The organism is Nonomuraea sp. NPDC049725, assembly GCF_040674795.1.
Taxonomy (GTDB): domain Bacteria; phylum Actinomycetota; class Actinomycetes; order Streptosporangiales; family Streptosporangiaceae; genus Nonomuraea; species Nonomuraea ceibae.
Genome location: NZ_JBFANJ010000025.1, coordinates 87,913 through 112,014 on the forward strand (window position 1 = coordinate 87,913; position 24,102 = coordinate 112,014).

The following is a 24,102-nucleotide window of genomic DNA, read 5'->3' on the forward strand; positions in this document are numbered from 1 at the left end:
GAGTTCGTTCATCGACGCCCACATACGGTGACGACATGCGCGACGCGTACCATGAAGAACTTGATTCCCTGACCGACAAGCTGGTCGAGATGACCAGGCTTGTCCGCTCGGCCATTTCCCGGGCCACGACCGCCCTGCTCGACTCCGACCTCCAGCTCGCGGAGAGCGTGATCTCCCGCGACGAGGAGGTGAACGCGATCTTCGCGGACATCGAGGCGTCCATCTTCGACCTGATGGCCAGGCAGCAGCCGGTCGCGGTCGACCTGCGGATGGTCGTCACGGCGCTGCGCATGGGCACCGACCTGGAGCGGATGGGCGACCTCGCGGTGCACGTCGCCAAGGTGGCCCGGCTGCGCCACCCCGACTCGGCCATCCCCGCGGAGATCCGCTCCACGATCGTGGAGATGGGCCAGATCGCCGAGAACCTGGTCACCAAGGCCGGCAGCTGCGTCGCCTCCCGCGACGTCGAGTCGGCCCTGGAGCTGGAGCAGGACGACGACGCGATGGACCGGCTGCACCGGCGGCTGTTCAAGAACATCCTGGGCAAGGACTGGGCCCACGGCGTCGAGCCCGCCATCGACATCACGCTCATCGGCCGCTACTACGAGCGTTACGCCGACCACGCGGTCCGCGTCGCCCGTGACGTCGTCTACCTGGTGACGGGCTCCCGTCCCGGCTGAGCCCCGGCGATCAGCTCCGTGGCGCGGCGCATCGCCGCCCGCACCTCGGCGGGCGCGTCGCCGCGCTCCAGCGCGGCGAGCGTCGCCGCGCTCACCGCCCCCACCGCCGCGCCCACGAGCGCGGCCGCCCCGATCGGGTCGAGTTCGTCCGGGTACGCCTGCCGCAGGGCCTGGGTCAGCTCGTGCTGCGCGGTGACGTAGCGGTGCAGCAGCCGGGCCTGCAACGCCGGGGCGGTCGCCGCCAGCCGGACCCGTAGCTGCGCCAGCCCGCTCGTCAGGTCGGCGTCCCAGGCGTTGCCGATCATCTCCTCCATGGCCCGCGCGACCACGTCGGCGGGCCTTTCGCCTTCCCCGCGCTCGGCGACCACGCGCAGCCCCAGGTCCACCCGCACGTCCGCGTTGGCGAACAGCACGTCCTCCTTGGCCTGGAAGTGCAGGAAGAACGTCCGCGTCGACACCTCGGCCGCCTCGGCGATCTCCGCGACCGTGACCTGCTCGAAGCCCCGCTCCTCGAAGAGCCGGACGGCCGCCTCGACCAGCGCCTGCCGTGTGCGCTGCTTCTTGAGTTCCCGCAATCCCGTCATGCGCGCAAGTTTAGTACATCTGATGTAGTAATACATTGAATGTAGTCACTTGGAGAGAGGCAGGACCCCATGGGCAGTCTTGACGGGCGCGTCGCCCTCATCACCGGAGCGGGCCGCGGCATCGGCCGCGAAGAGGCGCTGTTCTTCGCCGCGGAAGGCGCCAAGGTCGTCGTCAACGACCCCGGCGTCGAGATCGACGGCAGCGGCGGCGACACCGGCGTCGCCGCCAAGGTGGTCGAGGAGATCGTCGCGAGCGGCGGCCAGGCCGTCGCCAGCACCGACAGCGTCGCCGACTGGGAAGGCGCCCGCCGCATGGTCGCCACCGCCGTCGACACCTTCGGCGACCTGCACGTCGTCGTCAACAACGCCGCCGTCGAACGCAACCTCGGCCTGGCCGACCTGGGCGAGGACGAGTTCGACGACGTCGTGGCGGTGAAGCTCAAGGGCACGTTCGCCGTCACCCGCTGGGCGGCCCGCCACTGGCGCGAACGGTACGAGGCCGGCGACCGCGCCGACCGCGCCGTGATCAACACCTCGTCCGGCTCCGGGCTGCTCAACCCGCTGCCCACCCAGGCCTCCTACGCCTCCGCGAACGCCGGCGTGGCCGCCCTCACCACCGTCGCCGCCCTCGAACTCGGCAGGTACGGTGTGCGGGTCAACTGCGTCTCGCCGTCCATGGCCCGTACCAGGCTCACCCTGGAGGTCCCGGGGATGGGCGGCCAGCCGCCCGCCGAGGGCTTCGACCCGCTGCACCCCGCCGCGGTCGCCCCCATCGCCGCCTACCTGGCCTCCGCCGCGTGCCCCCGGACCGGGCAGGTGCTGTCCGTCAGAGGCGGCACGGTCACCGTGAACCAGGGGTGGACGGCCGGACCGGCGGTGCACAGGGACGGCCCGTGGACCGTCGCCGAGCTGGCCGAGGAGCTGCGGGCGGTGCCCATGGAGGACCCGTACGACCGGCTCGCCGAGGCGCTCGGCGGAGCGCTGGGGGTTTCGGGGCGGGAGCAGTTGCAGGGGATGATCAACGCGCTGCTCGACCGGCGCTGACCGCCCTACGGCGGTGCCCGCACCGCCGGCGGTCCTTCACCTGCGAGGGGCCTACCGGCCCCTCGCACCGTTCACCGTACGGCTCGGCCCATCCTGAACGGCGCCACGTTCAGAAGCGGAAGCCGAACAGGCCACCTGTGACCTGGTCGGTCAGGTGGGGCTCGATGACGTACGGGGCCGCGTCAAGGCCCGCCGAGCCGGCCTTCCGCAGATCGTCGGAGTTGATCGTGACGACGTACTGCATTCCTTCGGCCGCGGTCACCTCCGCGGCGAGCTGCAACGCCCGGACGATCTGCCTCTCATCCACGCCGTCGTACAGATGACTGTCGTGAACCAGGAAGTCAGGACCACGCCCGGCCCTGTGAGCTATCACCGAAGCGGTCAGGTCGAAGCAGAAGATGACCATGTTGTGGATGCCACGGCTGCCGTCATCCTCGATACGGGGCTCGATACGCATGCGCTGCTTCGTGGGGCTGAACGTCAGGTACGGATTCTTGCCGTCGCCGTACAGACGCCTCGCATACTGGTTGAACAGCGCATTGGCCTCCCGGGTCGCCGCGTCCCGGTCTTCGAGGTCGGTGACCATCTCCTGTTCCAGCTCCAGTCGCTTGGCGTCGATCTCGCGCCGGCTGGCCTCCAGGGCCTGCGCCGCCTGGAACCTGTGCCTGAGCGATTCGAGATGTGCCTGCTCGCGTGCGAGGGCGTACTGAAGCGAGGTGAGCGCGTCGAGCGCCCCGCCCGAGTTGAGAGTGCGCAGCAGGGCCGCCTGCCTCTCACCGAGGCGCTGCCGGGCCAGGTTGCGCTCCGACAGACGCTCGCGGAGGCGGGAGGCCTCCTCGCTCAGGTGCTTCTCGCGATTTCTCACCACGGTCTCGTGAAACACTCGGACATCGTCAAACCGGCGTCGCACCTCCTGGCCGAGGATGACTCCGAGCTGGCGGTAGGCGGTCTCGAGGTAGCGGTCGTCGGGCTCCACGACGTCGGCCATCGCCCGCTCCATGTCCTGAAGATTGCGGCGTTCGATGGCCTCTTCAGCCCGGAGGTCCCTGATCTGCTGATCGACCTCATCGGCTTCCCGGCGGATGTTCTCGTACTCCGGGACCACCTGAAAATCGGCGATCTGCCTTTCGAGCTCGGCGAGACGCTGCTCGACGGCTCCGATCTCACCGCGGAGCTCTGCGGAACGACCGACGATCTTTCCCCACACCGGATCCTTGGCCGCCTCGACCAGCTTCTTTCTGGTGGCTTCCTGATTGGAGAGCAGCCGGTATCTCGCCGCCAGGCCCACGTCCAGCCCGAACAGGTGGCACAAATTGAGCATGGAATCATGCGGCGACTGCTGGCCGAAGGTTTTCGTGGGCTCCAGGAAGCCGCCGACGTCGACTCTTCTGATGGCGAAGGACAGGAGCGTTCTACCGCTGATGTCGACGTTCTGGGATGTGGCCCCGTAGAGATCCCGCTCGATCACCCACTGCCAGTCCTTGAGCGATATCTCTGCGGGCCGATCGAAAAGACCCGTCGGCGTCCCTCCGGTGACGTCCGGGTCGACCACTATCTTGTTCGGCCTGCCGACGGCGCGCGTGACCACCAGCAGCTCCGACCTGCCCGGCCAGTCCAGCTCCAGCGTGAACACGTGATCACGCAGGCTCGGACTGGTCCACAGCGCCTTGTTCGCGTTCTGCGCGCCCAGGACGAAATGCAGCAGCTCTATCATGCTCGACTTGCCGGAGCCATTACGGCTGTCCGTGTCGGTGGAGGCATCGGTGCGCTCGGCCACGACAATGTTGAGACCGGAGCGGAATTCGACGGTCTTGAATCTCGAGTCGTTCGATCTCAGGCTACGGAGCATCGCTGCGCGCCCGGAAGATCAGGACATCCCGCTCCAGCTCGACGAGCCCCATCGCGAAAAGCAGATCAAGCGACAGCGCGAACCACCAGAACGTCAGTGGGGCGCGATGGTCGTTGGCCTCCCGCCACGCCAGGAGGCGGCGCCATGCCTGATTGATGGTCACCGGCTGCCGCTCAGTGGCGATCACGATCTGCGCGCCGACAGCCAGCAACGCACGCTGGGGAGCGACGCCCTTGGTCGGCACGATCACGCGAGCACCTCCACCCCTGTCTCAGGAGCCCACCCCGCGGGCGGCACCTTGAAGATCTCACACTCCTCGAAGTAGTACATCAGGACGACGAGCGCGTTGAGCTCCATGGGCGACCGTTGCGAGGCGTTGCCGAGGATGTGACGTTCGAGCTGCCAGAGGATTTCGTCCGCGTCAGCACTCGTCCGGGCGATCGTCTCGTAGTGCGCCCGGAATCCCGCCGCCACCTCGTCGCGCTCGTTCGGATCCAGGCGTCCTCGGTAGTACTCCTCCACGTGTTTCACGTACGGCAGCGCAAGACAGAGACGATGCCTGACGTCCCAGGAAAATCCGTTGTAGTCCATCTTGGTCAGAGGGGGCCTGGGAATCGCGGGCAGGTCTTCGAACGGACGGCGAAAGGCCGCCAGATGGTCCAGCAACGGGATGAGCTCGTCGAGAACGACGCTGACGGCCACCGGAGCAGCGGGGAAAGGGCCCAGGAAGTCTTCCACCTGCCACCTCTCCATCCGGCAGAGCCGGGTGTAGAAGTGGGTTCTGCCGAAGTTCTCGAAGGTGAGCTCCGGATAGTTCGTGCGCGCCCCTGCCAGCAAGGACGCCACCTCGGGATGGATGCCCCGCCGGTCGCTGTGGACGAAGACGAAGGTGTGAAACTCGTTCTTGCGCTGCTCCAGCGCTTTGAAGAGATCGCTTCCGAACTTGTCCGCGATCTTCGCTGGTGTCACCGTCTGTGGTGCGTAGCAGGCATAAAGCTTGCGGTCGGAGAGCAGCAGTCCATCCGCTCCCTGGTCACCCCTTCGTCCCGCGGTCCGGACATTGAGAAAGCCGGGCTCCGAAACACACATGACCCTGTGGAAGAACTCTTCGAACGCCTCGCCGTGCAGGTCGTCGAGCTTCGCGTGGAGCATGAACCTGACCGACGAGCGCTCCCAGAGCTCCACAACTCCCCCACATAAATCACCGGGCGCGATCGCGCGATCATGTCAAGGGTACGAAGGATAGCCCGACAGGATTTGAATCGTTGTCGATTTCCACTTGCCCATCCCTTGGGTCGAGTATCAAGGTGCTATTTGTGCGCAGGCGCGGAGTTTGCTCTTGAAATCGGCCGCGCTGGAGAGCTGTCATCGGCCTCGGTGAAGGTGGTGAAATGGCGCCCGGCGCCATCCACGACCCGACGGCGGACCTACGCCAGCCCAGGCATCAAGGCTTGGACGGCACCCGCGCCATCGCCACGTCGAAGACCTGGAAGGCTCCTGACCCGGCTGTGCCGGCTACTCACGATGACGGCGTCACGGTTGATCTATTCTTGGCTTCCCACTGTGCGAGTAGGTGGAGGCCATATGAGTTACGCAGCACTGATCCGGCCCGTGGTCGACCGGGTGTACGCGGGGTTCCGGGGCACAGGGCATGAGCGCGTCCAGGCTGTCTACGACGCGTACAAGATCCGGCCGGGCTTCGAAAGGAGCTTCTATTTCGGCCTGCTGGCCCGGCCTATGCCTGCCGAAGCTTTCGCGGCGGTGACCACGTACTCCGGCTCGGACATGACCGATGAGCTGGCGCAGGGTGTGGCGGAGGTCGATGGTGACGGAACGTGGCGGCTGACCGCGCTCGGCCGGGAGTTGGCGCTGGAGGTGCAGCGCACGTACGCCGATTGGGCTGAGGTGTACTGGGACCAGAAGCTGGTCGAGACGATGCCGGGCCTCACCGTGGTGCCACGGCTCGCCGAACTGGTCGGCCGCCTCCTGGAGGCGGGTCAGGCCACCGGTGGTCCGGCGTTCCGGGCGGTGGCTCCGGTGTACGAGCCGGCAGACGCCTCCCCGACGCTCCGCCTGACCAGCCGCCTCGGGGCACTGCGCCACCACCGGGGCGACGCGCACCGGGCCGCCTGGTCCGCCGCCGGGCTCACGCTCGCTCAGCTGAGGGCACTGCCCGCGGACAGCCCTCAGCGGCGGGAGATCGAGGACGAGACGAACCGGCTGGACGAGCCCATCTACCAGGCACTGTCACAGGGGGAGCGCGACGAACTGCTGGCCGGCCTGGGAGCCCTGCCGGGCTGACCAGCTAGGAGTTGGGCTCGTGTGGCGGCACCGAGCCCAACCGGCCACAGGACTTGGGGGTAGTTGGCCTGCGGTCCGGCTGCCGGTCGAGCTGGTGCGCGAGATCGTGCGTATTCGGAACCGACCAAAGTGCGAAGCAGCCCTTCTTGAACTGCCCGGCCGTCGACGCATGCTTCCTGGCTGCGGCCGGGGGCGAGGGCATCATGATGAATGGCCATCAGGTCGTCGCCGATCGGGCCGCAGGCAGGGTTGATGTAAGCATTTTCGGGCCATGCTCTCCAGGAGCTCATGGATCATGCCTTTTCGCTGGCCATGTCCGATTGAGAGTGAGGGTCACGCACAACAGCTGCGGGCAGTGCAGTGTTCTGTTCCGTCGGCCGCGCTCGCTTCCCTTCGGGCGCAGACCCAAGAATGCCTATGACCGGCCGAGCTCGACACCGATGCGCTATAACAGCGTCGAACGATCCTCCGTGCTGGTTGTTGCGACGCTCCGCAATGCTTGTTCCCCCGTCAAATGGAGCACAAGTGCCGGTTGAGCCGGGTCCATCTCCCGAGATTGTCTTTGGCCTGGAGCTGCGTAAGCTGCGCACGGCTCAGGAGTGGTCACTGGACGCCCTGGGTTCCAGGGTTGGCTATTCGGGAACGATGGTCGGATACTTCGAGCGGGCAAAACGCCCGGTTCCGGAAGCGTTCGTCACGATGGCGGAGGAGGTGTTCGGGCTCAACGGCGAACTGGTAGCGCTGTGGAAGGCGATCGATCCGAATGCTGCGCCGAAGTGGTTCCGGACCTGGCCGAAGATCGAGGCGGCGGCACGCATGATCCGGAGCTGGGAGCCGCTCCTTGTCCCTGGCCTGTTCCAGACGGCCGACTATGCGCGGGCCGTGTTGCGCGGGATTCCCGGCGTCACAGACGCGGAGACGGAGGAGCTGCTGGCAGCCCGACTTCAGCGTCAAGACATCTTCTCCCGGCCGCATCCGCCGATGATCGCCGCGGTGATCGATGAAGGCGTCCTGCACCGGCCGATCGGCGGCAAGCAGGTGATGCGCGAACAGCTTCGACAGCTGACCGAGCTCATGGACAATCCCAGGATCACGATCCAGGTTGTTCCGTTGGAAGCAGGAATGACTACCGGGCTTCTTGGCGGCTTCGCGATAGCTCAGCTCCCCCACGCGCGTGACTGGGCATACCTGGAGTCTGCATCGAATGGCCGGGTAACCGATCGCATTGACCAGATTCAAGATATCAACCTGACATACGACACGATCCGGGCGTGGGCGCATCCCCTCCACGTCACGAAGAACGTGATACGCGAGATGATGGCGAGGTATGAGGCATGAGTGGCGAGCTGGCGAACGCCGCCTGGCGTAGAGCCACGAAGACCCGGCGTGTCGGAATTCGTGATTCCGAAGCACCTGAAAAGCCTCCGTCCGTGGTACGTGCCGCCATTTGGGACGCGTTCATCGACGGTGCAAGAAAAGGTGAATTTAACTTCTGAGGGAGAAGCCTCCGACGCTGACCGGGGGCTTCTCTATTACCGCCTCCGCAGTTGCGTTGTTTGTTGCGCCGCAAACCATAGAAGCTCATGACCTCAGCAGCGGCTCGCATCTAGCGTCGAGCGAGCAACACAGCCATTCCCGTCCAGGAGGCGCGCATGACTCTTACGCATGAACAGTCCGTAGGCCCATGGGGCCTGGGTCGGGCAACCCCGCTCCACGAGCCGGCCCCCGCACCGTACGCCACGGTTCACCTCGATCCCGCCACCCAGATCACGCAGTTCTTCGACGACACACACCGGGTGGTCGACATGGCAACGTCCCAGACAGTGACCAAGTCCCGGCCGCATGACGGCTCGAAGAGCGCACCCCAGACGTCGGACGACAGCAACACCGACCAGAAGTAGCAGCAGGATGCAGTCCCCACGGAGCACCGTCCTAGTGATCACATCGGTGGAGGACGTAACCGCCAACCTGGTGATCACTGCGCTAACCGCGCACCGAGGCGTGCAGGTTGCGCGCGTAGATCCTGCCGACATCGGCGATGCGCTGTCATTCGGCGCGCACATGGGCGCAGGGCTTGGCCAGTGGTCAGGCCGGCTCCGAACGCCGAGCCGTGATATCGCCCTCGACGAAGTCGGAGCGGTGTACTACCGCCGCCCCACTCCGTTCTCGGCCCGCTTCGCCCATCTACCGGAGAGGGACCGCGAGTTCGCAGCGACAGAGGCGTGGCACGGACTCGGTGGCGTGCTCTACAACCTGCATGGTGTCGCGTATGTCAACCATCCCTCCGCGATCAACCGGGCGGATTTCAAGCCTGCCCAACTTCAGCGGGCAGCGCAGCTCGGGATGACCATACCGAGCACCCTGATCACCAACGACGTCGCACGGGCGCGGAGGTTCGCCGCTGAGCAAGGCTCGATCATCTACAAGTCGTTTCGGGGAGTTCCATATGCCCCGGATGGGCAGGTGGCTGCGATATGGACTCAGCCCGTCGCTGCGCACGAGCTCGACGACTCGCTCAAGATGACAGCGCACATGTTTCAGGCGGAGGTGCATAAGGAGGCAGACGCCAGGGTGACCGTGATCGGTCACCGCCTGTTCGCGCATCGGATCACCTCGCCGGACGGCGCGCTGGACTGGCGCCGTGACGACTGGGACGAGCTGGCTCATGAGCTGATCGACGTACCTGAACCGATCGAGGCGGCAACGCGGACTTACCTCGACAGTTTTGGCCTGGTCTTCGGCTGCTTCGACTTCGCGATAGAGGCCGGGACCGGGCGCTGGGTCTTCATCGAATGCAACCCCAACGGACAGTGGGCCTGGCTGCCCGAGGCCAGGACGATGGCCCAAGCCTTCGCACACGAAATATTGGAAGGATGGTGGCCGTGACCACAACGGCCGCGGAGCTGCGGCGCGCACTGGCGGCGGGCGTCGGGTCACCTGGCTGGCGCGAGGCCCTGGAGGCTGTGCCCCGCGAGAACTTCCTGGGCGACTCCGTCTATCGCCTTGATCCCGATCTCGGCTGGGTGCCGACGCATCGCTCGCAGATGGGCCCGGACGAGTGGCTCACCCTCGCGTACACGGATGAGACATGGGTCACCCAGGTCGACGGGGTGATGGCGGAGGACGCGGCCGAACCCGTCACGATCCTGCGGCCCACGTCCTCGTCCACGCTCCCCAGCCTGGTGGTACGGATGCTCGAAGCGGCAGGCATCCGGGAGGGCGACAGGGTCCTGGAGATCGGCACGGGCACCGGCTACTCCACTGCGTTGATGTGCCATCGCCTGGGCGAGGATGCCGTCACGTCGATCGAGTGCGACCCCGTGATAGCCGCCCGCGCGAGGCGGGCCGTCAACGAAGCCGGCTACTGGCCCACCCTCGTCGAGGGCGATGGGCTGCTGGGTCATGAAGCCGGCGCTCCGTACGATCGGCTGATTGCCACGTGCGCGGTCAGAGGCATCCCGGCGGCCTGGCCTCGGCAGATCAGGCCGGAAGGAACCATCACCACCCCCATGCTGGGCTGGCTCGGCGGGGTCGCGTTCGCGCATCTTCAGGTCAGCGAGCGTGGCGATGCGAGCGGCCGGTTCCTCGACGACGACGTGTACTTCATGCCGGCACGGACGCATGCCGCGCCGGGGCGGCCGGCCATCCGGATGGGCCTCGGCGAAGTCCGCTATAGCGAACTCGACCCGGCGATCCTCAAGGACGACACGGCGCTCTTCGTGGCGCAGCTCGCCATCCCGCAGGGCCATCATGGGTGGGCGGAAGGCACTTTGGTCCTGTACGACACCACGGGTTCACAGGCCGATGTCAGCCCGGCGGACGGCGGCGGCTGGAAAGTCCACCAGCACGGTCCACGCCGTTTGTGGGACGAGGTCGAGAAGGCCATCGCGGTGTGGCAGGAGGCCGGACAGCCCCATCAGTCGGGCTTCGGGCTCACCGTGACGGGCGAGGAGCAGTGGGTGTGGCTCGACGAGCCTCAGGGGCCCAGGTGGCGGATTCCCACCTGAAGCACCCGCAAGCGACCGTTGGGCGGCGCGTCCGCGCCCACGGGCTGAATGGGCCTGGTGCCGAGCGTGATCGGCAACCCCACCCGAGCCGCCGGAGCTCCCACGCGATCTTCAGCAGGCGGAGGGCAACTCCTGGATTCCTGATGCGACAGACGTTCTGATGGACGGTGATCCCGGAACTCGTCTGGAAGGCTCGCTGATGATCAGTGTGATATCAGCCGTGATTGCGGTTCTCGGCGCGACCATGACCGCCGTGCTCGGCTACAAACTGCAGTCCCAGGTACGGGTCCGCGAACGCATCGACTACATGGGCCGCTACCGGGACGCTCTGCTGTGGGCCGCTTTCGATCTTCAGAGCAGGCTCTACAACATCTTGCACGGATACGAGGTCGACCGCAGACCGGGACGCAGGGGCTTCCTCCGGTCGTTTCTCGTTGAGGGCACACAGCAACAGGCCGAATACGTCAGGACCAGCACGGCCTTTCTCTTCGCCGAGTACCTGGGATGGGTGGAGATTTTCCGTGACGATCTCCGCTTCCTCGATCTGGGCAACCGGAGGAAGAACCGGCGCGTCATGTCGCTGCTCGCCCGGATCGGCAGCACCCTCAACGCCGCGCACACATCCGAGGTGGAGGGCTTTCGCATCTTCCGCGTGCACCAACGGGCGATCGGTGAGCTGATGATCGAAGCGGAGAGCGAACCCGGACAACGGCGCTGCATCGGCTACGCCGCGTTCTGCGCCAAGCTCGCAAGCGAAGAGCGTTTCAGCACGTGGATGCAGGAGCTGCTCGACCATGTCGACTTGGCAGCGGAGGAACCGGACGCCGTGCATGAACGCCTCACCACGCTCCAGCACCAGCTCATCGACCTGATCGACTTCCTGGACCCCAGACGACAGCGTTTCCCCGCAGAGCAGCGTTCACGCTTCGCCGCGCAACCAGATTCCTCGCAGACGAGCGCTTCGGCGCCCCAGACCCAGGAAGCGTAGAGACCTCGGTCACCTGAGTGGACCGCGTGGGTCGTCCGACAGCGAATGCTGTCTGTGCGGAACCAAGAGCCTTTGAGGGCCCCGGGCTTCGAGACACATGACCCTGCGCGCAACCGGCCGGGGAGCGCGAGGGGCCGGCAGGCCCCTCGCCGGGGGTGCGGGGGCTTGCCCCCGCTGAACACAGCCCGAGTGCCGGAGGCGCGAAGCGCCTGACAACGAGGACCACGCCGTTGGGCGCGGGACGCGCCCCGCAAACAGCACAGCCCAAAACCGACAACGAGGGCCGAACGCGCGTCAGCGTCCCTGGTTGGCCACGGCCTCGATGGCCGCCTTGGCCGCGTCCGGGTCCAGGTACTCGCCCCCACGCCGCACCGGCCGGAACTCGGCGTCGAGCTCGTACCGGAGCGGAATCCCCGTGGGGATGTTCAGCCCCGCGATCTCCTCGTCCCCGACGCCGTCGAGGTGCTTGACCAGGGCGCGGAGCGAGTTGCCGTGGGCGGCCACGAGGACGGTCCGCCCGGCGGACAGGTCGGGCACGATCGCGTCGTACCAGTAGGGCAGCATCCGGTCCACGACGTCCTTGAGGCACTCGGTGCGCGGCATCAGCTCGGGCGGGAGCAGGGCGTAGCGCCGGTCGCCGGCCTGGGAGTACTCGTCGTCGTCGGCGATGGGCGGCGGGGGCGTGTCGTAGGAGCGGCGCCACAGCATGAACTGCTCGTCGCCGAACTCCTCGCGCGTCTGGGCCTTGTTCTTGCCCTGGAGGGCGCCGTAGTGGCGTTCGTTGAGCCGCCAGGAGCGCTTGACGGGGAGCCAGAGCAGGTCGGCCTCGCCGAGGGCGTACTGGGCCGTCTGGATGGCCCTGGTCAGCAGGCTCGTGTGGACGACGTCGGGGTAGACGCCGGCTTCGGTGAGGAGTTTGCCGCCGCGGCGGGCCTCGTCCTCGCCCTTCGCCGACAGGGAGACGTCCACCCAGCCGGTGAACAGGCCCTTCGCGTTCCAGTCGCTTTCGCCATGCCGTAGCAGCACCAATGTCGCCATGCGGCCAATCCTATGGTTTGCGGGCGACCCCGCAGAGAAAGTGGGGGGTGGGCGGCCGGACGAGGTCTTCGGGGCGCCATTCGGGCACGGTGACGACGCCGGGTGGCAGCAGGTCGAGGCCGGCGAAGAGGGGGCGCGGGTCGGTGGTGCCGTCGGAGACGTGGGAGAGGACGAGGTGGCTGCCGGGGGCGAGGGGGGCCATGAGCTCGGCGATGAGCGGCTGGGGGTCGTCGGCGACGTAGTGGGCGATGGCGAGCAGGAGGACGGCGACGGGCCGGTCGAGGTCGAGGTGCTGGCCGACGGCCGGGTTGTTCAGGATGTCGGTGGGTTTGCGCAGGTCGCCGCGGACGGCGAGGGCTTCGGGGACGCCGTCGAGGAGGGTTCGGGCGTGGCTGACGACCTGGGCGTCGGAGTCGACGTACACGGTGGTGCGGCCGGGGACGACCTCGTGGACGCTGCGGCAGGTGGGCAGGCCGGAGCCGATGTCGAGGAACTGGCCGATGCCGTCGTCGGCGAGTGCCCGTACGGCGCGGCCGAGAAAGGCGCGGTTGGCCCGGGCGTCCTCGCGAATGCCGGGCACGATCTCGAGGACGTGGGCGGCGGCCTCGCGGTCGACGCGGTAGTTGTCGTGGCCGCCGAGGAAGTAGTCGTACATGCGCGCGACGTGCGGAACGTGCGGCTCCATACCTCCTGTGTCACTCACGCCCCAGGATCTCACGCCCCAGGATCTTACGCGCGTTCCGGGTCGGCGAACCGGGCGAACGCCTGCAGGTTGGCCAGCGATTCGCCGCGTTTGGCGCGCCATTCCCATTCGCGCCTGATGGAGGAGGCGAAGCCGAGTTCCAGGGCGCGGTCGAACCAGTCGTCGGCGTAGGTGAGCACGCAGCCGAGCAGGCGGTCGATCTCGTCGGCGGTGACGGCGGCGAGGGGGATGCGGCCGACGAGGTAGACGTCGCCGACGGGGTCGACGGAGAAGTGGACGCCGTACATGGCGCCGTTCTTGCCGAGCAGCCATTTGTAGAACTCGGCGTGGTTCTCGTCGGGCTGGCGGCAGAAGAACGCTTCCACGTGGAGGACCCGGTCACCGACGATGAGCCAGGTCATGGTGGCGAGCTTGTGCTGTCCGGGCAGTTTGACCAGGAACGCTCCGGGCCGCGGTTCGTCGTAGGTGACGTCCGCGGCCTTGAGCGCGGCTTCGACAACGTCGCGCATCAGTACACCCTAGGAGACGGTCTACGAGTTGACCGCCACCGGCACCCGGTGCAGGTTGGCGATGGCGGCGGCGTAGACCTCGGTGAGGCGGGAGGCGGTGGCCTGCCAGCCGAAGGCGGCGGCGTGCTCGCGGGCGCCGGCCGACAGCATCTCGCGCCATCGGGGTTCGGTGACGAGGCGGCGCAGGGCGGCGGCCCACTGGTGCGGGTCGTGGCCGTCGACGAGCAGGCCGGAGACGCCGTCGCGGACGGCGGTGCGCAGCCCGCCGACGGCGGCGGCGACGACGGGGGTGCCGCACGCCTGCGATTCGAGGGCGACCAGGCCGAACGACTCGCTGTGCGAGGGCACCACGGTGACGTCGGCGGCGCGGTACCAGTCGGCGAGCTCGTGCTGCGGCGCGGGCGGCACGAGGCGGACGACGTCGGCGATGCCGAGTTCGGCGGCCAGGTCGGTGAGCAGGGACGGGCGGGCCAGGCCGTTGCCGGAGGGGCCGCCGACACAGGCGACGACGAGCCGGCCGCGCAGGGAGGGGTCGTCGATGAGCATCCGGGAGGCGGCGCGCAGCAGCACGTCGGGGGCCTTCAGCGGCTGGATGCGGCCCACGAACAGCAGCACGTGGGCGTCCTGCGGCAGGCCGAGCCGCTGCCGGGCGGCGCCCTGTGAGGCGGGCTGGAAGACGGTCAGGTTGACGCCGGGGTTCACCACGGCGACGCGTTCGCGGGGCGCCCCGTACAGCTCCATGAGCTCGCCGGCCTCGTCGGCGGTGTTGGCGACGAGGCGGTCGGCGATGCCCACGACCTGTTCCTCGCCGACCTCGCGGGCGGGCGGCTCCGGCTTGTCGTCGGCGGCCAGGAAGCGGTTCTTGACCTTGGCCATGGTGTGCATGGTGTGCACGAGCGGCACGCCCCAGCGTTCCTTGGCGAGCCAGCCGACCTGGCCGGACAGCCAGTAGTGCGAGTGGATGACGTCGTAGCGGCCGGGTTCGTACATGGCCTCGGTGCGCAGCACCTCCGACAGGAACGCGCAGAGCTGGCCGGGCAGGTCGGCCCGGTCCATCTCCTCGTACGGCCCGGCGGTCAGGTGGCGGACCAGGATGCCGGGTTCTAGCTCGGCGACCGGTGGCAGGTCTCGCGCCGTGGCGCGGGTGAAGATCTCCACCTCGACGCCCAGACGCGCCAGTTTCCTGGCCGACTCCACGATGTACACGTTCATCCCCCCGGCGTCGCCCGTTCCGGGCTGGTCCAGCGGGGACGTGTGCATGCTGATGGTCGCGACCCGGTTGACCCGTCGTCGCCTCACCCGACACCACCTCCAAGCGGATTACAACTGCTCAGATCATCCCGACATTCCCGGCAGAAGGTCACAACCGGGGGGCCTGGCAGGATGTGGGCCATGAAGAGAACGGCTGTGGTGACCGGCGCGAGCAGCGGGATCGGCGAGGCGACCGCCCGCCGGCTGGCCGCCGAGGGGTACGACGTGGTGGCCGGCGCGCGCAGGCGGGACCGGCTCGACAAGCTGGCCGCCGAGACGCCGGGAATCAGGGCTGTCACGCTCGACGTCACCTCCCAGGAGTCGGTGGACGCGCTGGCGGCCTCCCTCGACCGCTGCGACGTGCTCGTCAACAACGCCGGAGGCGCGCTCGGGCTGGAGCCGGTGGCCGGCGGCCGGCTGGACGACTGGCAGCGGATGTACGACACCAACGTGCTCGGCTCCCTTCGCCTGACCCAGGCGCTGCTGCCCAAACTCGTCGACTCCGGCGACGGCGTGCTGGTCATGCTCACCTCGACGGCCGGACTGGTGTCGTACGAGGGCGGCGGCGGCTACTGCGCGGCCAAGCACGCGCAGACGTCGATGACCGAGACGCTCCGGCTGGAGCTGGTCGGGCAGCCGGTGCGGGTGGTCGAGATCGCGCCGGGCATGGTGAAGAGCGAGGGCTTCGCGGTGACCAGGTTCCGCGGCGACGAGGCGGCGGCGGCCAAGGTGTACGAGGGCGTGCCCGACCCGCTGAGCGCCGACGACGTGGCCGACGCGATCGCCTGGTGCGTCACCCGGCCGGCGCACGTCAACGTGGACCGCCTGGTCATCCGGCCGCGCGCCCAGGCCGCCCAGCACAAGGTGCACCGCGTCAGTGGCTAGGCCGGTCGGCGCGATCACCCGGGGCACGACCGGGCACAACCGGCTGCGCCGCGCCGACCGCTGGACCGCCGCCGTGCACGGCCCGCTGCTGCGCCGCGCGTCCCGCCCGCTCGTGGTGGACCTCGGCTACGGCGCGTCGCACACGACGACGCTGGAGCTGTTCACCCGGCTGCGGCGGGTCGCGCCGGACGTGGAGGTCGTCGGCGTCGAGATCGACCCGGCCCGGGTCGCGCTGGCCAGGCCGTACGAGTGCGAGGGGCTGAGCTTCCGGCTCGGCGGCTTCGAGCTGCCGGTCGGGCGCCCGCCGACGCTCGTGCGGGCCTTCAACGTGCTGCGGCAGTACGGCGAGGCCGACGCCTGGCACTACTGGGAGCTGCTGCGCGGCAAGCTGGCGCCGGGCGGCGTCCTGGTGGAGGGCACCTGCTCGGAGACCGGCCATCGGGCCGTGTGGGTGGGGCTGGACCGCGACGGGCCGCGCACGCTCACGTTCTCGGCCCGGTTCGACGCCTTCGAGCGGCCCTCCGACCTGGCCGACCGGCTGCCGAAGACGCTGATCCACCGCAACGTGCCGGGTGAGCGCATCCACGCGTTCCTGCGGGACTTCGACCACGCCTGGGCGGTGAGCGCGCCGTACGGGGCGCACGGGCTGAGGCAGCGCTGGCTGGCCGCCGTCGGCGTGCTGGCGGGCTCGTGGCCGATCCCCCGGCACCCGCCGCTGGGCGGCCGGGCGCGCTGGCGGCTCGGCGAGGTGACGCTGCCGTGGTCGGCCGTCGGCTGAGCCGGGACTACCGCCCGAGCTCCCGCTCGAAGGCCGCGTACGCTCCGGCGTCGAACAGGACGAACCGCACGTCCTTCACCGGCGCGTCGCTCCCCCGCACGGCCGCGACCGCGATGCGGGCGCCGTCGTCGAGCGGCCAGCCGTAGATGCCGGTCGAGATCGCCGGGAACGCCACCGAGGCCGCGCCGAGCTCGCCGGCCACCCGCAGCGACTCGCGGTAGCAGGACGCCAGCAGCTCCGAGCGGTCCTCCGTACGCGAGTGGACCGGGCCGACGGTGTGGATCACCCAGCGCGCGGCCAGGTCGCCGGCCGTGGTCGCGACCGCCTGGCCGGTGGGCAGGCCCCTGCCGTAGCGGGAGGCGCGCAGCTCGCGGCACTCCCGCAGGATCGCCGGGCCGCCCCTGCGGTGGACGGCCCCGTCGACGCCGCCGCCGCCCATCAGGGAGGAGTTGGCCGCGTTCACGATCGCGTCGACCACCTGCTCGGTGATGTCCCCCTGGACCAGGGTGATGTCCATCTCACCATCATCCCGAATTCCAGCTCGACACGTCGTAGAGCTAGTCTGGAGGACGTGAAGGGTCTTGGCGAGCTTGAACGCAGCATCATGGACATCCTCTGGGCGCAGAGCAGCCCGCTGACCGCACGCGAGGTCGGCAGGCTCATCGCCGACCGCGACCTGGCGCCGACCACGGTGATGACCGTGCTCGACCGCCTCACCCGTAAAGGCTTCCTCCAGCGCACCCGTGACGGCCGCGCCTGGCGGTACGAACCGGCCGAAAGCCGTGACGGCTACATCGCTGACCTTATGCTGGAAGCACTCGGCATGACCGGCGACCGTTCGGCCGCCCTGACCCGATTCGCCCAGGCTGTCTCCGGGCCCGAGGCGGAGATCCTGCGCAAAGCCCTTACGGAGCTGGAGGAAGAGTGACCACGGCAGCGGTGCTGGCCGCGCTCGCCACGGCGTGCGCGATCGGCTCCTGGCGTTTCACCACCGCCCGGTGGACCTCGCGCGCGCCGCGGGTCGCCATCATTCTCTGGCAGTCTCTCGGCCTGGCCTGGGGTCTGGCCACGACCGGCGCCATGCTGGCCTACGCCGTCGACCCGTACGGGATCGGCGTGCTTCCCGGCCTGCTGGCCTTCGCCCGCGGGCGGGCGCCGCTGCAGCCGTGGGACGCGCTGCACGTGCTCGCCATGATCGCCGGGCTGACCGCGCTCACCGTGCTCGTCGTGGTGCTGCTCACGGCCGGGGTGCAGGCGTTGCGCGCCCGGCGGCGGCACCGCACGCTGCTGCGGCTCATCTCCCGCGACGACCCGATCGTGCCGGGCGTGCGGGTGCTCGACCATCCGAGCGCGGCCGCCTACTGCGTGCCGGGGCTGCGCTCGCAGGTCGTGGTCAGCGAGGGCGCGCTCAAGCTGCTGTCGCAGGACGAGCTGACGGCCGTGCTCGCCCACGAGGCCGCGCACGTGCGCGAGCGTCACGACCTGGTGCTGCTGCCGTTCGCCGCGCTGCGCCGGGCGCTGCCCTGGTCCAAGATCGTGTGTGACGCGCAGGCCCAGGTCGAGCTGCTGGTCGAGATGGCGGCCGACGACCGGGCCCGCCGCTACTGCTCGCCGCGCCGGCTCGCCACGGCGCTGCTCAGGTTCGGCACCGCGGGGGCCATGCCGACGCCCAGCGGGATGCTCGGCGTGCACGCCCAGCACGTCATGGCCAGGGTCGACCGGCTGATCAAGCCGGCCCCCGAGATCCACCTCGGCCTGCGCTACGGCGTGCTGGCCCTGTCGGTGAGCTTGGTCACAGCCACGCCGTTCCTGTGGGTCATCCAGCTCTGACGCTTGCTGGAGTTAACCATTCCGTTTGCAATTGCAAGCAGGGGCGGGCACACTGGAGGCATGGCACTACCGAAGGTCGGCTCGATCGGCGAGTACATCCGCGAGCAGAGGCAGCAGGCGAAGATCTCCCTCCGCCAGCTCGCCGAGCAGGCGGGGGTCTCCAACCCCTACCTGAGCCAGATCGAGCGCGGTCTGCGCAAGCCCAGCGCGGAGATCCTCAACCAGATCGCCAAGGGTCTGCGCATCTCCTCGCAGGCGCTCTACGTGCAGGCGGGCCTCATCGAGGACCGCGAGCCGCCCAGCGACGTGATCAGTGCGATCAGAGCCGACACGCATCTCACCGAGCGGCAACGCCAGGTGTTGATCGACATCTACGAGTCGTTCCGCAAGGAGCGGCCCGGGGACGGGCAGACCTCCCAGAATGCCGACCCCGGGCCCTCCACGGACGACGAGCAGCCGCTGCCGCCGGAGCTTGTCGCCGCACTTGAGCCCTACGCGACGAGCGACGGCAACGGCACCGTCAACCAGGAAACCAAGGAAGGTTAACCCATGACGCTGGCCACCGAGGTCAAGAAGCTCACCGATTCCAAGCCGTTCTACGCCGTCGCCGGTGTCGGCGACTTCGCCGTGGAGAAGCTGCGCGAGCTGCCCGACCAGCTCCAGAAGCTCCAGGCCCGCCGCGCCGAGCTGGCCAAGGACCTGCCCGGCCGCGCCCGCGACTACGCTGGCAAGGCCGAGGGCTTCGCCAAGGAGTTCCCCGAGAAGGCGCGCGAGTACGCCGACCAGCTGAGCCACCGGGCCGTCGAGGTCTACGAGGACTTCGCCACCCGCGGCCGCAAGGTCGTCAGCCGGACCACCGGCGAGGCCGCGCTGGAGCTGGAGGAGGTGTCGGAGGCCGCCGAGCCGGCCGTCGCCACCCCCGTCAAGAAGACCCGCACCGCCAACCGCACCACCAAGGCCCAGGCCTGACCGACTTGAAGGCCCGCCCCGTCCTGGGGGCGGGCCTTTTCGCCGCGCGGAGTGCCCGTGGCGGCTATTAGGCTGGGGCCGACTTCATCGCGGCACTGGGCGGAGCCAAACTCATGGAATTCATCAACCTCGGGCTCAACTTCCTCTTCCTGGCGCTTGCCGTGATCATTCTCGGCATGTCGGCCTACGCGTTGATCCACGCGCTACGGGTGCCGACCGGCGCGTTCGTGTCGGCGGGGAAGCTGCAGAAGAACATCTGGCTGATCATCCTGATCCTGGCCACGCTCTTCTCGGCGGCGGGCGCGTGGTCCTACCTGAACGCCTTCCTGTTCCTCGGGGGCGCGCAGTTCATCGGCATCGGTCTCGGCATCTTCTCGATCGCCGCCGTCATCGCCGCCACGATCTACATCGTCGACGTCAAGCCCGCCGTCAAGGGCATGGGCGGGCGCGGCGGCAACAGCGGCCCCTACGGGCCCTGGTGAGGTAGCCGGGTCAGGCTCCTGGCGAGCCACCGGCCCATCAGGGCGTGCCCGGCGCGGGTCGGGTGCACGCCGTCGGGCAGCACCGCCTTCACCTCCGCCTTGCCGCCGCCGGAGGACCACGGCCTGCGCAGCGCGTCGAGAAACGGCACGGCCTGGCTCGACGCCACCCGCGCCAGCGCGTCACGCACGCGGTAGGCCTTGGCGGGCGGCGTCGGGTCGAGCCAGATCGGGCCGACCATGACGATCTGAGTCTTGGGCCAGGTCGAGCGGGCGGTGTCGAGCAGCCGGTCGGCCGCCTCGCCCACCCGCTCGGCCGGCCACCGGCCGTCGTTGTGGCCGCCGGAGATCACCAGCACGTCGGGCGCGGGCCGCCACGCCAACTCCGCCTCGAACGACTCCTGGAACGTACGGCCCACGCGCCCGTCGCTGACGAAGCCGGTGCCGCCCGCTCCGGCGATGACCGGCTGCCAGCCGAGCAGCCGGGCCGCCTCGGCGGCGTAGGTGTGCCAGCGCGGCACCGGCCCCGACCCCACGGTGAAGCTGTCGCCGACGAACATCACGACCGGCGGGCGCCGCTCAAGGGGCGGCTGGGGCGGCGTGGCCACCGCCGCCGCACATCCCGATAAAGTGCAGCAAATCGCCGCCATTGAAGCGGCCGGGCCGGCGAGAGTTCTCCTGAGCGGGCTACGCAGCCTCGCGCGCATCTACCACCTCGAAAGCTCTAGGCTGCCGACATGACCACCGATCTTCACGGGCGAACGCAACGGCTCGAACTGGCGGACCAGAACCTTCGCGACTTCGAAGCCGTGGTCCTCGACGCGACCCCCGAAGGGATCGTGCTCAACAGGTCGGCATTCTATCCAGGAGGCGGCGGCCAGCCGGCCGATCACGGAGTTCTCCTCTGGCAGGGCGTGGAAACCCGCATCGCCGGAGTACGCAAAGGCGACGATCTCTACCTGATCCCGGCAGAGGGCGACCCGGTCCCCCCGGTGGGCACCGTCGTCCGGGCGGCCGTCGCCGACGAGCGCCGCTCCGCGCTCATGCGCACCCACTCGGGGCTCCACGTCCTGTGCGGGGTGGTCTTCCGCGAGTTCGGCTGCCCGGTCACCGGCGGCAACATGGAAATGCTGACCGCCCGCATGGACTTCAACCTGCCGGAGGTGCCGGCCGGCTTCAAGGAGTCGGTCGAGGACCTGTGCAACGCCGAGATCGTCGCTGACCGGCGCATCGACGTGCGGGTGCTGCCGCGCGCCGAGGCGTTCGCGATCCCCGACATCATCCGCACCGCGACCAACCTGGTCCCTCCGGAGGTCGAGGACGTGCGGATCGTCGACATCGTCGGCCTCGACACCCAGGCCGACGGCGGCACCCACGTGGCCTCGACCAAGCAGATCGGCCGCATCAAGGTGGCCAAGGTCGAGAGCAAGGGCCGCGGCTTCCGCCGGCTGCGCATCACGATCTCCGACTGACCGCGCCCCGCTCCCGCAGCCATCCGGCCAGCTCCGCGAACCCCTGCCGCAGCGCGGCCTCCATCGGCGTCACCGGCTCCCAGGGCGGCTCCCGGTCCACCGCCGCCCCGCGCTCCAGCAGCAGCTCGGCGATCCGCCGCTGGCCGCCGTGGCAGGCGTACCAGAAGGCCGTGTCCAGCTCCTCCTGGCCGGTGACCGTCACCCGGTCGGGCAGGCCGAGCGCGGCGGCGTGGCGGAAGCCGACGGCGGCGCCGCGCGCCACCAGGCGGCGGGCCGCCTCCCACTGCCCGAAGGCCACCGCGTCGTCCAGCGGCGTCCCGCCCGCGATGACCGCGCCCGGCGCGTCGATGCGCGCCCCCGCGTCGAGCAGCGCGTCGAGGGCCGCCACGTCCCCGCTGCTCGCCGCCCAGTGCAGCGGCGTCTCGGCGTGCTCGCCGCGGAAGCGAGCGTCCACGTCGGCGCCCGCCTCGACCAGCGCGGCGATCGTCTCGGCGACCGCCGGGAAGTGCCCCGGCCAGTCGGTGGCGACGTGCAGGAGCGTACGGGCGCCGTCGGGGCGGGCGGTGGCCTGCGAGGGGTCGGCGGCGAGGAAGGCGCGCAGCGCGGCCACGTCGCCCGACCGGATCATCTCTCGGGCATCGGCCATCAGGTCCTCCTCAACCGGGATACCGATACGATTCACGGCCATGACGGGTATCAGGCACACGCTAGCCGCTCTCGGAGCCGTCGCCCTGGCGCTGACCGCGACTCCCGCCCTGGCGGAGGCCGGGATCACCACCGAGGTGACGATGACCCTCGGCAAGGGCGGCACGCTGCACGTGGTCGAGAAGATCAGCGGCGGTTCCGGCGAGCTCCAGCGGACGTTCCTGACCAGGACGCGCTATGACGACACCAGCGACCGCGTCTACCGGATCGCCAACCTCAAGGGCGGCACGCTGGCCGGTGACGTGCTGACGGTCAAGTCGCCCGCCACCGTCGAGTACGACGTCCAGGGCGCCGTCACGCCCACGGGCGGCGTCGAGGAGCTGCGCTGGTTCGCCGTCAACGGCTGGAACACCGCCGTCGACAAGGCCACCGTCAAGGTCAGCGGCCCGGGCCAGGTGCAGAACCTGTCATGTTTCGCCGGCGAGCTGACCTCCGCCATCGGCTGCACCGCCGCCGCGATGGACCACACGGCCACCCACGCCGACTTCGAGCAGGCGGGCATCGCCCCCGGCCAGGCGCTGACCGTGGTGGTCGGCTTCCCGGCGGGCGCGAGCGGCGGCGAGCCGATCCTGGAGAAGCGGTTCTCGCTGGCGGCGGCGTTCACGCTCAGCCCCGTCACCGGCGGCGCGCTGGCCGGCCTGCTCGTGCTGCTGCTCGGCGGCGTCGCGCTGCTCTACTGGACGCGCGGCCGCGACGCCCGCATCGTCGACCACGAGCGCGGCGCGGTCGACCCCGTCCAGAACGGCCACTTCAGCCCGCCCGACGGGGTGCGTCCCGGCCAGATCGGCACGCTCGTGGACGAGCAGGCCGACGTGGTGGACGTGACGGCCACGATCGTGGACCTCGCCGTCCGCGGCTACCTGCGCATCGACGAGCAGCCCCGCCAGACGTACGACGCCCCCGACTGGATGCTGGTACGGCTGCCGAACGCGCCCGTCAACGCGCTGCTGCCCTACGAGCGGGCGCTGTACGAGGCGATCTTCGAGGGCCGGGACGCGGTGCTGCTGTCGCAGTTGTCCGGCTCGTTCGCCACGCATCTGGGCAAGGTGCGCGACGCCCTCTACACCGACGTCGTCACGCAGGGCTGGTTCGCCCGCCGGCCGGACGCCGAGCGGACGCGCTGGACCACGATCGGCGTCGTGCTCATCGGCGTCGGCGTGCTGGCCACGGGCGCGCTGGCCTGGTTCACCACGTACGGGCTGATCGGGCTGGGCGTGATCGTCGCGGGCGGGGCGCTGGCCGTGGGCGGGCAGTACATGCCGGCCAAGACGGCCAAGGGCTCGGCCGCACTCGCCCACACGCTCGGCTTCCGCGAGTATCTCTTCTCCGGCGACCTGGGCGAGGTGCCGGAGCAGCACCGGGTCGAGCTGTTCTCCCGCTACCTGCCCTATGCGGTGATCTTCGACGGGGTGGAGCACTGGTCGCGGGTCGTCGCCTCGGTCACCGGCAACGGCTCGCCGAGCGACAACCTCTACTGGTATCACGGGCCGGCCGAGTGGGACCTGTCGAAGTTCGCCGGGTCGATGCGCACGTTCACCACGACGACATCCGGCGCGATCTCGGCCACCCGGCAGTTCCGCACCCTCTAGATGATTGATTCCAAGGGGTTGGGATCAGTGGTCGTAGGCGGTGAGTGAGCGGGCGATGGGCTGACCGGTCTTGTCGTTGTGCCAGATCACGGCGGTCAGCGCAAGGATGCGGGTGATCACGCGGATGATGACGCCCGCGAACGTGCGCCCGCCGTGGCGTTCGAGGTCGAGCTGGCCCTTGAGTGTCTGATTGATGGACTCGATGGTCTGGCGCAGGGGTTTGAACAGGTGTGCGCCGGAGCGTGGTGGCTCGCCTTTGCGGGCCTTGCGTAGCAGGCGCACTCCTGCGGTGGCCAGGGCGTGTTCGAAGTCGCGGCCGTAGTACTGCATGTCGGCGATCAGGTCCTGCCGGCCTCGGTGGCGGGCCAGCAGGTCGGGGTCGGCTTCGAGCATGCCGAGCAGGGTGAGGCGTTCGTCGGCCTTGGCGCCGGTCAGGGCGAA

General features: G+C 69.2%; 29 protein-coding genes and 1 pseudogene. 18 read left to right on the forward strand and 12 right to left on the reverse strand.

Going from position 1 to position 24,102, the window contains the following annotated elements:
• Window positions 1–35 precede the first annotated feature (35 nt).
• The gene (phoU, locus tag AB0J53_RS41515) at window positions 36–680 is read left to right on the forward strand and encodes a phosphate signaling complex protein PhoU (protein WP_219515778.1); all 645 of its coding nucleotides are present in this window, start codon (window positions 36–38) and stop codon (window positions 678–680) included.
• On the opposite strand, the gene AB0J53_RS41520 is transcribed toward phoU, so the two are convergent.
• Entirely contained in the window at window positions 650–1,264 is a 615-nt protein-coding gene (locus AB0J53_RS41520; protein ID WP_219515781.1) for a TetR family transcriptional regulator, read from the reverse strand. The genes phoU and AB0J53_RS41520 overlap by 31 nt on opposite strands.
• Before the next feature lie 69 nt (window positions 1,265–1,333).
• On the opposite strand from AB0J53_RS41520, the gene AB0J53_RS41525 reads away from it, so the two are divergent.
• The gene (locus AB0J53_RS41525; protein WP_364182915.1) at window positions 1,334–2,308 is read left to right on the forward strand and encodes an SDR family NAD(P)-dependent oxidoreductase; all 975 of its coding nucleotides are present in this window, start codon (window positions 1,334–1,336) and stop codon (window positions 2,306–2,308) included.
• A 109-nt stretch (window positions 2,309–2,417) separates the two neighbouring features.
• Here AB0J53_RS41525 and AB0J53_RS41530 read toward each other — a convergent pair whose 3' ends face one another.
• The 3 genes from AB0J53_RS41530 to AB0J53_RS41540 all read right to left on the reverse strand — a co-directional run bounded on the left by AB0J53_RS41530 (window position 2,418) and on the right by AB0J53_RS41540 (window position 5,342).
• Window positions 2,418–4,085 (reverse strand): ABC-three component system protein, encoded by a 1,668-nt coding sequence (locus AB0J53_RS41530; protein WP_364182918.1) that lies wholly within the window; start codon window positions 4,083–4,085, stop codon window positions 2,418–2,420.
• 61 nt (window positions 4,086–4,146) lie between these two features.
• Complete coding sequence (locus AB0J53_RS41535; protein ID WP_219515861.1) at window positions 4,147–4,407, reverse strand: ABC-three component system middle component 6; 261 nt, start codon at window positions 4,405–4,407, stop codon at window positions 4,147–4,149.
• Entirely contained in the window at window positions 4,404–5,342 is a 939-nt protein-coding gene (locus tag AB0J53_RS41540; RefSeq protein WP_364182922.1) for an ABC-three component system protein, read from the reverse strand. The genes AB0J53_RS41535 and AB0J53_RS41540 overlap by 4 nt, the downstream gene beginning before the upstream one ends.
• Window positions 5,343–5,741: 399 nt before the next feature.
• Between AB0J53_RS41540 and AB0J53_RS41545 the strand changes: the two genes are divergently transcribed.
• The 7 genes from AB0J53_RS41545 to AB0J53_RS41575 all read left to right on the forward strand — a co-directional run bounded on the left by AB0J53_RS41545 (window position 5,742) and on the right by AB0J53_RS41575 (window position 11,453).
• Window positions 5,742–6,458 carry a hypothetical protein gene (locus AB0J53_RS41545; protein ID WP_364182925.1) on the forward strand — a complete coding sequence of 239 codons (717 nt, stop codon included), beginning with the start codon at window positions 5,742–5,744 and terminating at the stop codon, window positions 6,456–6,458.
• Window positions 6,459–6,983: 525 nt separating this feature from the next.
• Entirely contained in the window at window positions 6,984–7,796 is an 813-nt protein-coding gene (locus AB0J53_RS41550; protein ID WP_364182928.1) for a helix-turn-helix transcriptional regulator, read from the forward strand.
• Complete coding sequence (locus tag AB0J53_RS41555) at window positions 7,793–7,954, forward strand: DUF397 domain-containing protein (RefSeq protein ID WP_364182931.1); 162 nt, start codon at window positions 7,793–7,795, stop codon at window positions 7,952–7,954. The genes AB0J53_RS41550 and AB0J53_RS41555 overlap by 4 nt, the downstream gene beginning before the upstream one ends.
• A gap of 156 nt (window positions 7,955–8,110) precedes the next feature.
• The gene (gene tgmA / locus AB0J53_RS41560) at window positions 8,111–8,359 is read left to right on the forward strand and encodes a putative ATP-grasp-modified RiPP (protein WP_364182934.1); all 249 of its coding nucleotides are present in this window, start codon (window positions 8,111–8,113) and stop codon (window positions 8,357–8,359) included.
• Between the two features lie 7 nt (window positions 8,360–8,366).
• Complete coding sequence (tgmB, locus tag AB0J53_RS41565; protein WP_364182937.1) at window positions 8,367–9,344, forward strand: ATP-grasp ribosomal peptide maturase; 978 nt, start codon at window positions 8,367–8,369, stop codon at window positions 9,342–9,344.
• Window positions 9,341–10,465 (forward strand): ATP-grasp peptide maturase system methyltransferase, encoded by a 1,125-nt coding sequence (gene tgmC, locus AB0J53_RS41570; RefSeq protein ID WP_364182940.1) that lies wholly within the window; start codon window positions 9,341–9,343, stop codon window positions 10,463–10,465. Before tgmB ends, tgmC begins: the two co-directional genes overlap by 4 nt.
• A gap of 160 nt (window positions 10,466–10,625) precedes the next feature.
• On the forward strand, window positions 10,626–11,453 hold the full coding sequence (locus tag AB0J53_RS41575) for a hypothetical protein (RefSeq protein ID WP_364182943.1): 828 nt from the start codon (window positions 10,626–10,628) through the stop codon (window positions 11,451–11,453).
• A gap of 294 nt (window positions 11,454–11,747) precedes the next feature.
• Here AB0J53_RS41575 and AB0J53_RS41580 read toward each other — a convergent pair whose 3' ends face one another.
• From AB0J53_RS41580 to mshA, 4 genes are read right to left on the reverse strand one after another with little or no spacing between them, the layout of a single operon-like run.
• Window positions 11,748–12,491 (reverse strand): phosphoglyceromutase, encoded by a 744-nt coding sequence (locus AB0J53_RS41580; protein ID WP_364182946.1) that lies wholly within the window; start codon window positions 12,489–12,491, stop codon window positions 11,748–11,750.
• A 10-nt stretch (window positions 12,492–12,501) separates the two neighbouring features.
• Window positions 12,502–13,176: an SAM-dependent methyltransferase gene (locus AB0J53_RS41585; protein ID WP_219517857.1), complete on the reverse strand. Its 675-nt coding sequence runs from the start codon at window positions 13,174–13,176 to the stop codon at window positions 12,502–12,504.
• A gap of 44 nt (window positions 13,177–13,220) precedes the next feature.
• Window positions 13,221–13,703, reverse strand: a complete 483-nt coding sequence (locus AB0J53_RS41590; protein ID WP_219517856.1) for a YbjN domain-containing protein — start codon at window positions 13,701–13,703, stop codon at window positions 13,221–13,223.
• Window positions 13,704–13,724: 21 nt separating this feature from the next.
• A complete protein-coding gene (gene mshA / locus AB0J53_RS41595; protein WP_308126190.1) occupies window positions 13,725–15,002 on the reverse strand; it encodes a D-inositol-3-phosphate glycosyltransferase in 1,278 nt (425 codons plus the stop codon).
• A gap of 93 nt (window positions 15,003–15,095) precedes the next feature.
• On the opposite strand from mshA, the gene AB0J53_RS41600 reads away from it, so the two are divergent.
• Both AB0J53_RS41600 and AB0J53_RS41605 read left to right on the forward strand, forming a co-directional pair.
• Window positions 15,096–15,839 (forward strand): SDR family NAD(P)-dependent oxidoreductase, encoded by a 744-nt coding sequence (locus AB0J53_RS41600; protein ID WP_357584335.1) that lies wholly within the window; start codon window positions 15,096–15,098, stop codon window positions 15,837–15,839.
• Window positions 15,832–16,617 (forward strand): class I SAM-dependent methyltransferase, encoded by a 786-nt coding sequence (locus AB0J53_RS41605; protein WP_364182951.1) that lies wholly within the window; start codon window positions 15,832–15,834, stop codon window positions 16,615–16,617. The genes AB0J53_RS41600 and AB0J53_RS41605 overlap by 8 nt, the downstream gene beginning before the upstream one ends.
• A 7-nt stretch (window positions 16,618–16,624) precedes the next feature.
• On the opposite strand, the gene AB0J53_RS41610 is transcribed toward AB0J53_RS41605, so the two are convergent.
• Window positions 16,625–17,134 (reverse strand): O-acetyl-ADP-ribose deacetylase, encoded by a 510-nt coding sequence (locus AB0J53_RS41610; protein ID WP_364182953.1) that lies wholly within the window; start codon window positions 17,132–17,134, stop codon window positions 16,625–16,627.
• A gap of 54 nt (window positions 17,135–17,188) precedes the next feature.
• Here AB0J53_RS41610 and AB0J53_RS41615 point away from each other — a divergent pair, with 54 nt between their 5' ends.
• From AB0J53_RS41615 to AB0J53_RS41635, 5 genes are all read left to right on the forward strand, one after another.
• Window positions 17,189–17,545: a BlaI/MecI/CopY family transcriptional regulator gene (locus AB0J53_RS41615; RefSeq protein WP_219517847.1), complete on the forward strand. Its 357-nt coding sequence runs from the start codon at window positions 17,189–17,191 to the stop codon at window positions 17,543–17,545.
• On the forward strand, window positions 17,542–18,447 hold the full coding sequence (locus tag AB0J53_RS41620; RefSeq protein ID WP_219517845.1) for a M56 family metallopeptidase: 906 nt from the start codon (window positions 17,542–17,544) through the stop codon (window positions 18,445–18,447). Before AB0J53_RS41615 ends, AB0J53_RS41620 begins: the two co-directional genes overlap by 4 nt.
• Before the next feature lie 60 nt (window positions 18,448–18,507).
• On the forward strand, window positions 18,508–18,993 hold the full coding sequence (locus AB0J53_RS41625) for a helix-turn-helix transcriptional regulator (protein ID WP_219517844.1): 486 nt from the start codon (window positions 18,508–18,510) through the stop codon (window positions 18,991–18,993).
• A gap of 3 nt (window positions 18,994–18,996) precedes the next feature.
• On the forward strand, window positions 18,997–19,416 hold the full coding sequence (locus AB0J53_RS41630) for a hypothetical protein (protein WP_364182958.1): 420 nt from the start codon (window positions 18,997–18,999) through the stop codon (window positions 19,414–19,416).
• Between the two features lie 113 nt (window positions 19,417–19,529).
• On the forward strand, window positions 19,530–19,898 hold the full coding sequence (locus AB0J53_RS41635) for a DUF2516 family protein (protein ID WP_219517841.1): 369 nt from the start codon (window positions 19,530–19,532) through the stop codon (window positions 19,896–19,898).
• Here AB0J53_RS41635 and AB0J53_RS41640 read toward each other — a convergent pair.
• A complete protein-coding gene (locus AB0J53_RS41640) occupies window positions 19,883–20,503 on the reverse strand; it encodes an SGNH/GDSL hydrolase family protein (RefSeq protein ID WP_219517840.1) in 621 nt (206 codons plus the stop codon). The genes AB0J53_RS41635 and AB0J53_RS41640 overlap by 16 nt on opposite strands.
• A gap of 129 nt (window positions 20,504–20,632) precedes the next feature.
• Here AB0J53_RS41640 and AB0J53_RS41645 point away from each other — a divergent pair, with 129 nt between their 5' ends.
• Window positions 20,633–21,367, forward strand: coding sequence for an alanyl-tRNA editing protein (locus AB0J53_RS41645; protein WP_364182962.1), 735 nt, complete (start codon window positions 20,633–20,635; stop codon window positions 21,365–21,367).
• Here AB0J53_RS41645 and AB0J53_RS41650 read toward each other — a convergent pair.
• Window positions 21,351–22,013, reverse strand: coding sequence for an ankyrin repeat domain-containing protein (locus tag AB0J53_RS41650; protein ID WP_364182965.1), 663 nt, complete (start codon window positions 22,011–22,013; stop codon window positions 21,351–21,353). The genes AB0J53_RS41645 and AB0J53_RS41650 overlap by 17 nt on opposite strands.
• 40 nt (window positions 22,014–22,053) lie before the next feature.
• On the opposite strand from AB0J53_RS41650, the gene AB0J53_RS41655 reads away from it, so the two are divergent.
• Entirely contained in the window at window positions 22,054–23,661 is a 1,608-nt protein-coding gene (locus tag AB0J53_RS41655) for a DUF2207 domain-containing protein (RefSeq protein WP_364182968.1), read from the forward strand.
• Between the two features lie 24 nt (window positions 23,662–23,685).
• Here AB0J53_RS41655 and AB0J53_RS41660 read toward each other — a convergent pair.
• A pseudogene (locus AB0J53_RS41660) lies at window positions 23,686–24,102 on the reverse strand (IS982 family transposase); the annotation flags it as partial.

What these genes read in the sequence shown, in the direction of transcription:
- AB0J53_RS41520 (WP_219515781.1), bottom strand. Translation starts at nt 1,264, where the DNA reads ATGACGGGATTGCGGGAACTCAAGAAGCAGCGCACACGGCAGGCGCTG.
- AB0J53_RS41625 (WP_219517844.1), top strand. Translation starts at nt 18,508, where the DNA reads ATGGCACTACCGAAGGTCGGCTCGATCGGCGAGTACATCCGCGAGCAG.
- AB0J53_RS41525 (WP_364182915.1), top strand. Translation starts at nt 1,334, where the DNA reads ATGGGCAGTCTTGACGGGCGCGTCGCCCTCATCACCGGAGCGGGCCGC.
- AB0J53_RS41610 (WP_364182953.1), bottom strand. Translation starts at nt 17,134, where the DNA reads ATGGACATCACCCTGGTCCAGGGGGACATCACCGAGCAGGTGGTCGAC.
- AB0J53_RS41590 (WP_219517856.1), bottom strand. Translation starts at nt 13,703, where the DNA reads ATGCGCGACGTTGTCGAAGCCGCGCTCAAGGCCGCGGACGTCACCTAC.
- phoU (WP_219515778.1), top strand. Translation starts at nt 36, where the DNA reads ATGCGCGACGCGTACCATGAAGAACTTGATTCCCTGACCGACAAGCTG.
- AB0J53_RS41555 (WP_364182931.1), top strand. Translation starts at nt 7,793, where the DNA reads ATGAGTGGCGAGCTGGCGAACGCCGCCTGGCGTAGAGCCACGAAGACC.
- AB0J53_RS41635 (WP_219517841.1), top strand. Translation starts at nt 19,530, where the DNA reads ATGGAATTCATCAACCTCGGGCTCAACTTCCTCTTCCTGGCGCTTGCC.
- AB0J53_RS41630 (WP_364182958.1), top strand. Translation starts at nt 18,997, where the DNA reads ATGACGCTGGCCACCGAGGTCAAGAAGCTCACCGATTCCAAGCCGTTC.
- tgmB (WP_364182937.1), top strand. Translation starts at nt 8,367, where the DNA reads ATGCAGTCCCCACGGAGCACCGTCCTAGTGATCACATCGGTGGAGGAC.
- AB0J53_RS41545 (WP_364182925.1), top strand. Translation starts at nt 5,742, where the DNA reads ATGAGTTACGCAGCACTGATCCGGCCCGTGGTCGACCGGGTGTACGCG.
- tgmA (WP_364182934.1), top strand. Translation starts at nt 8,111, where the DNA reads ATGACTCTTACGCATGAACAGTCCGTAGGCCCATGGGGCCTGGGTCGG.
- AB0J53_RS41655 (WP_364182968.1), top strand. Translation starts at nt 22,054, where the DNA reads ATGACGGGTATCAGGCACACGCTAGCCGCTCTCGGAGCCGTCGCCCTG.
- AB0J53_RS41650 (WP_364182965.1), bottom strand. Translation starts at nt 22,013, where the DNA reads ATGGCCGATGCCCGAGAGATGATCCGGTCGGGCGACGTGGCCGCGCTG.
- AB0J53_RS41600 (WP_357584335.1), top strand. Translation starts at nt 15,096, where the DNA reads ATGAAGAGAACGGCTGTGGTGACCGGCGCGAGCAGCGGGATCGGCGAG.
- AB0J53_RS41645 (WP_364182962.1), top strand. Translation starts at nt 20,633, where the DNA reads ATGACCACCGATCTTCACGGGCGAACGCAACGGCTCGAACTGGCGGAC.
- AB0J53_RS41585 (WP_219517857.1), bottom strand. Translation starts at nt 13,176, where the DNA reads ATGGAGCCGCACGTTCCGCACGTCGCGCGCATGTACGACTACTTCCTC.
- AB0J53_RS41580 (WP_364182946.1), bottom strand. Translation starts at nt 12,491, where the DNA reads ATGGCGACATTGGTGCTGCTACGGCATGGCGAAAGCGACTGGAACGCG.
- AB0J53_RS41575 (WP_364182943.1), top strand. Translation starts at nt 10,626, where the DNA reads ATGGACGGTGATCCCGGAACTCGTCTGGAAGGCTCGCTGATGATCAGT.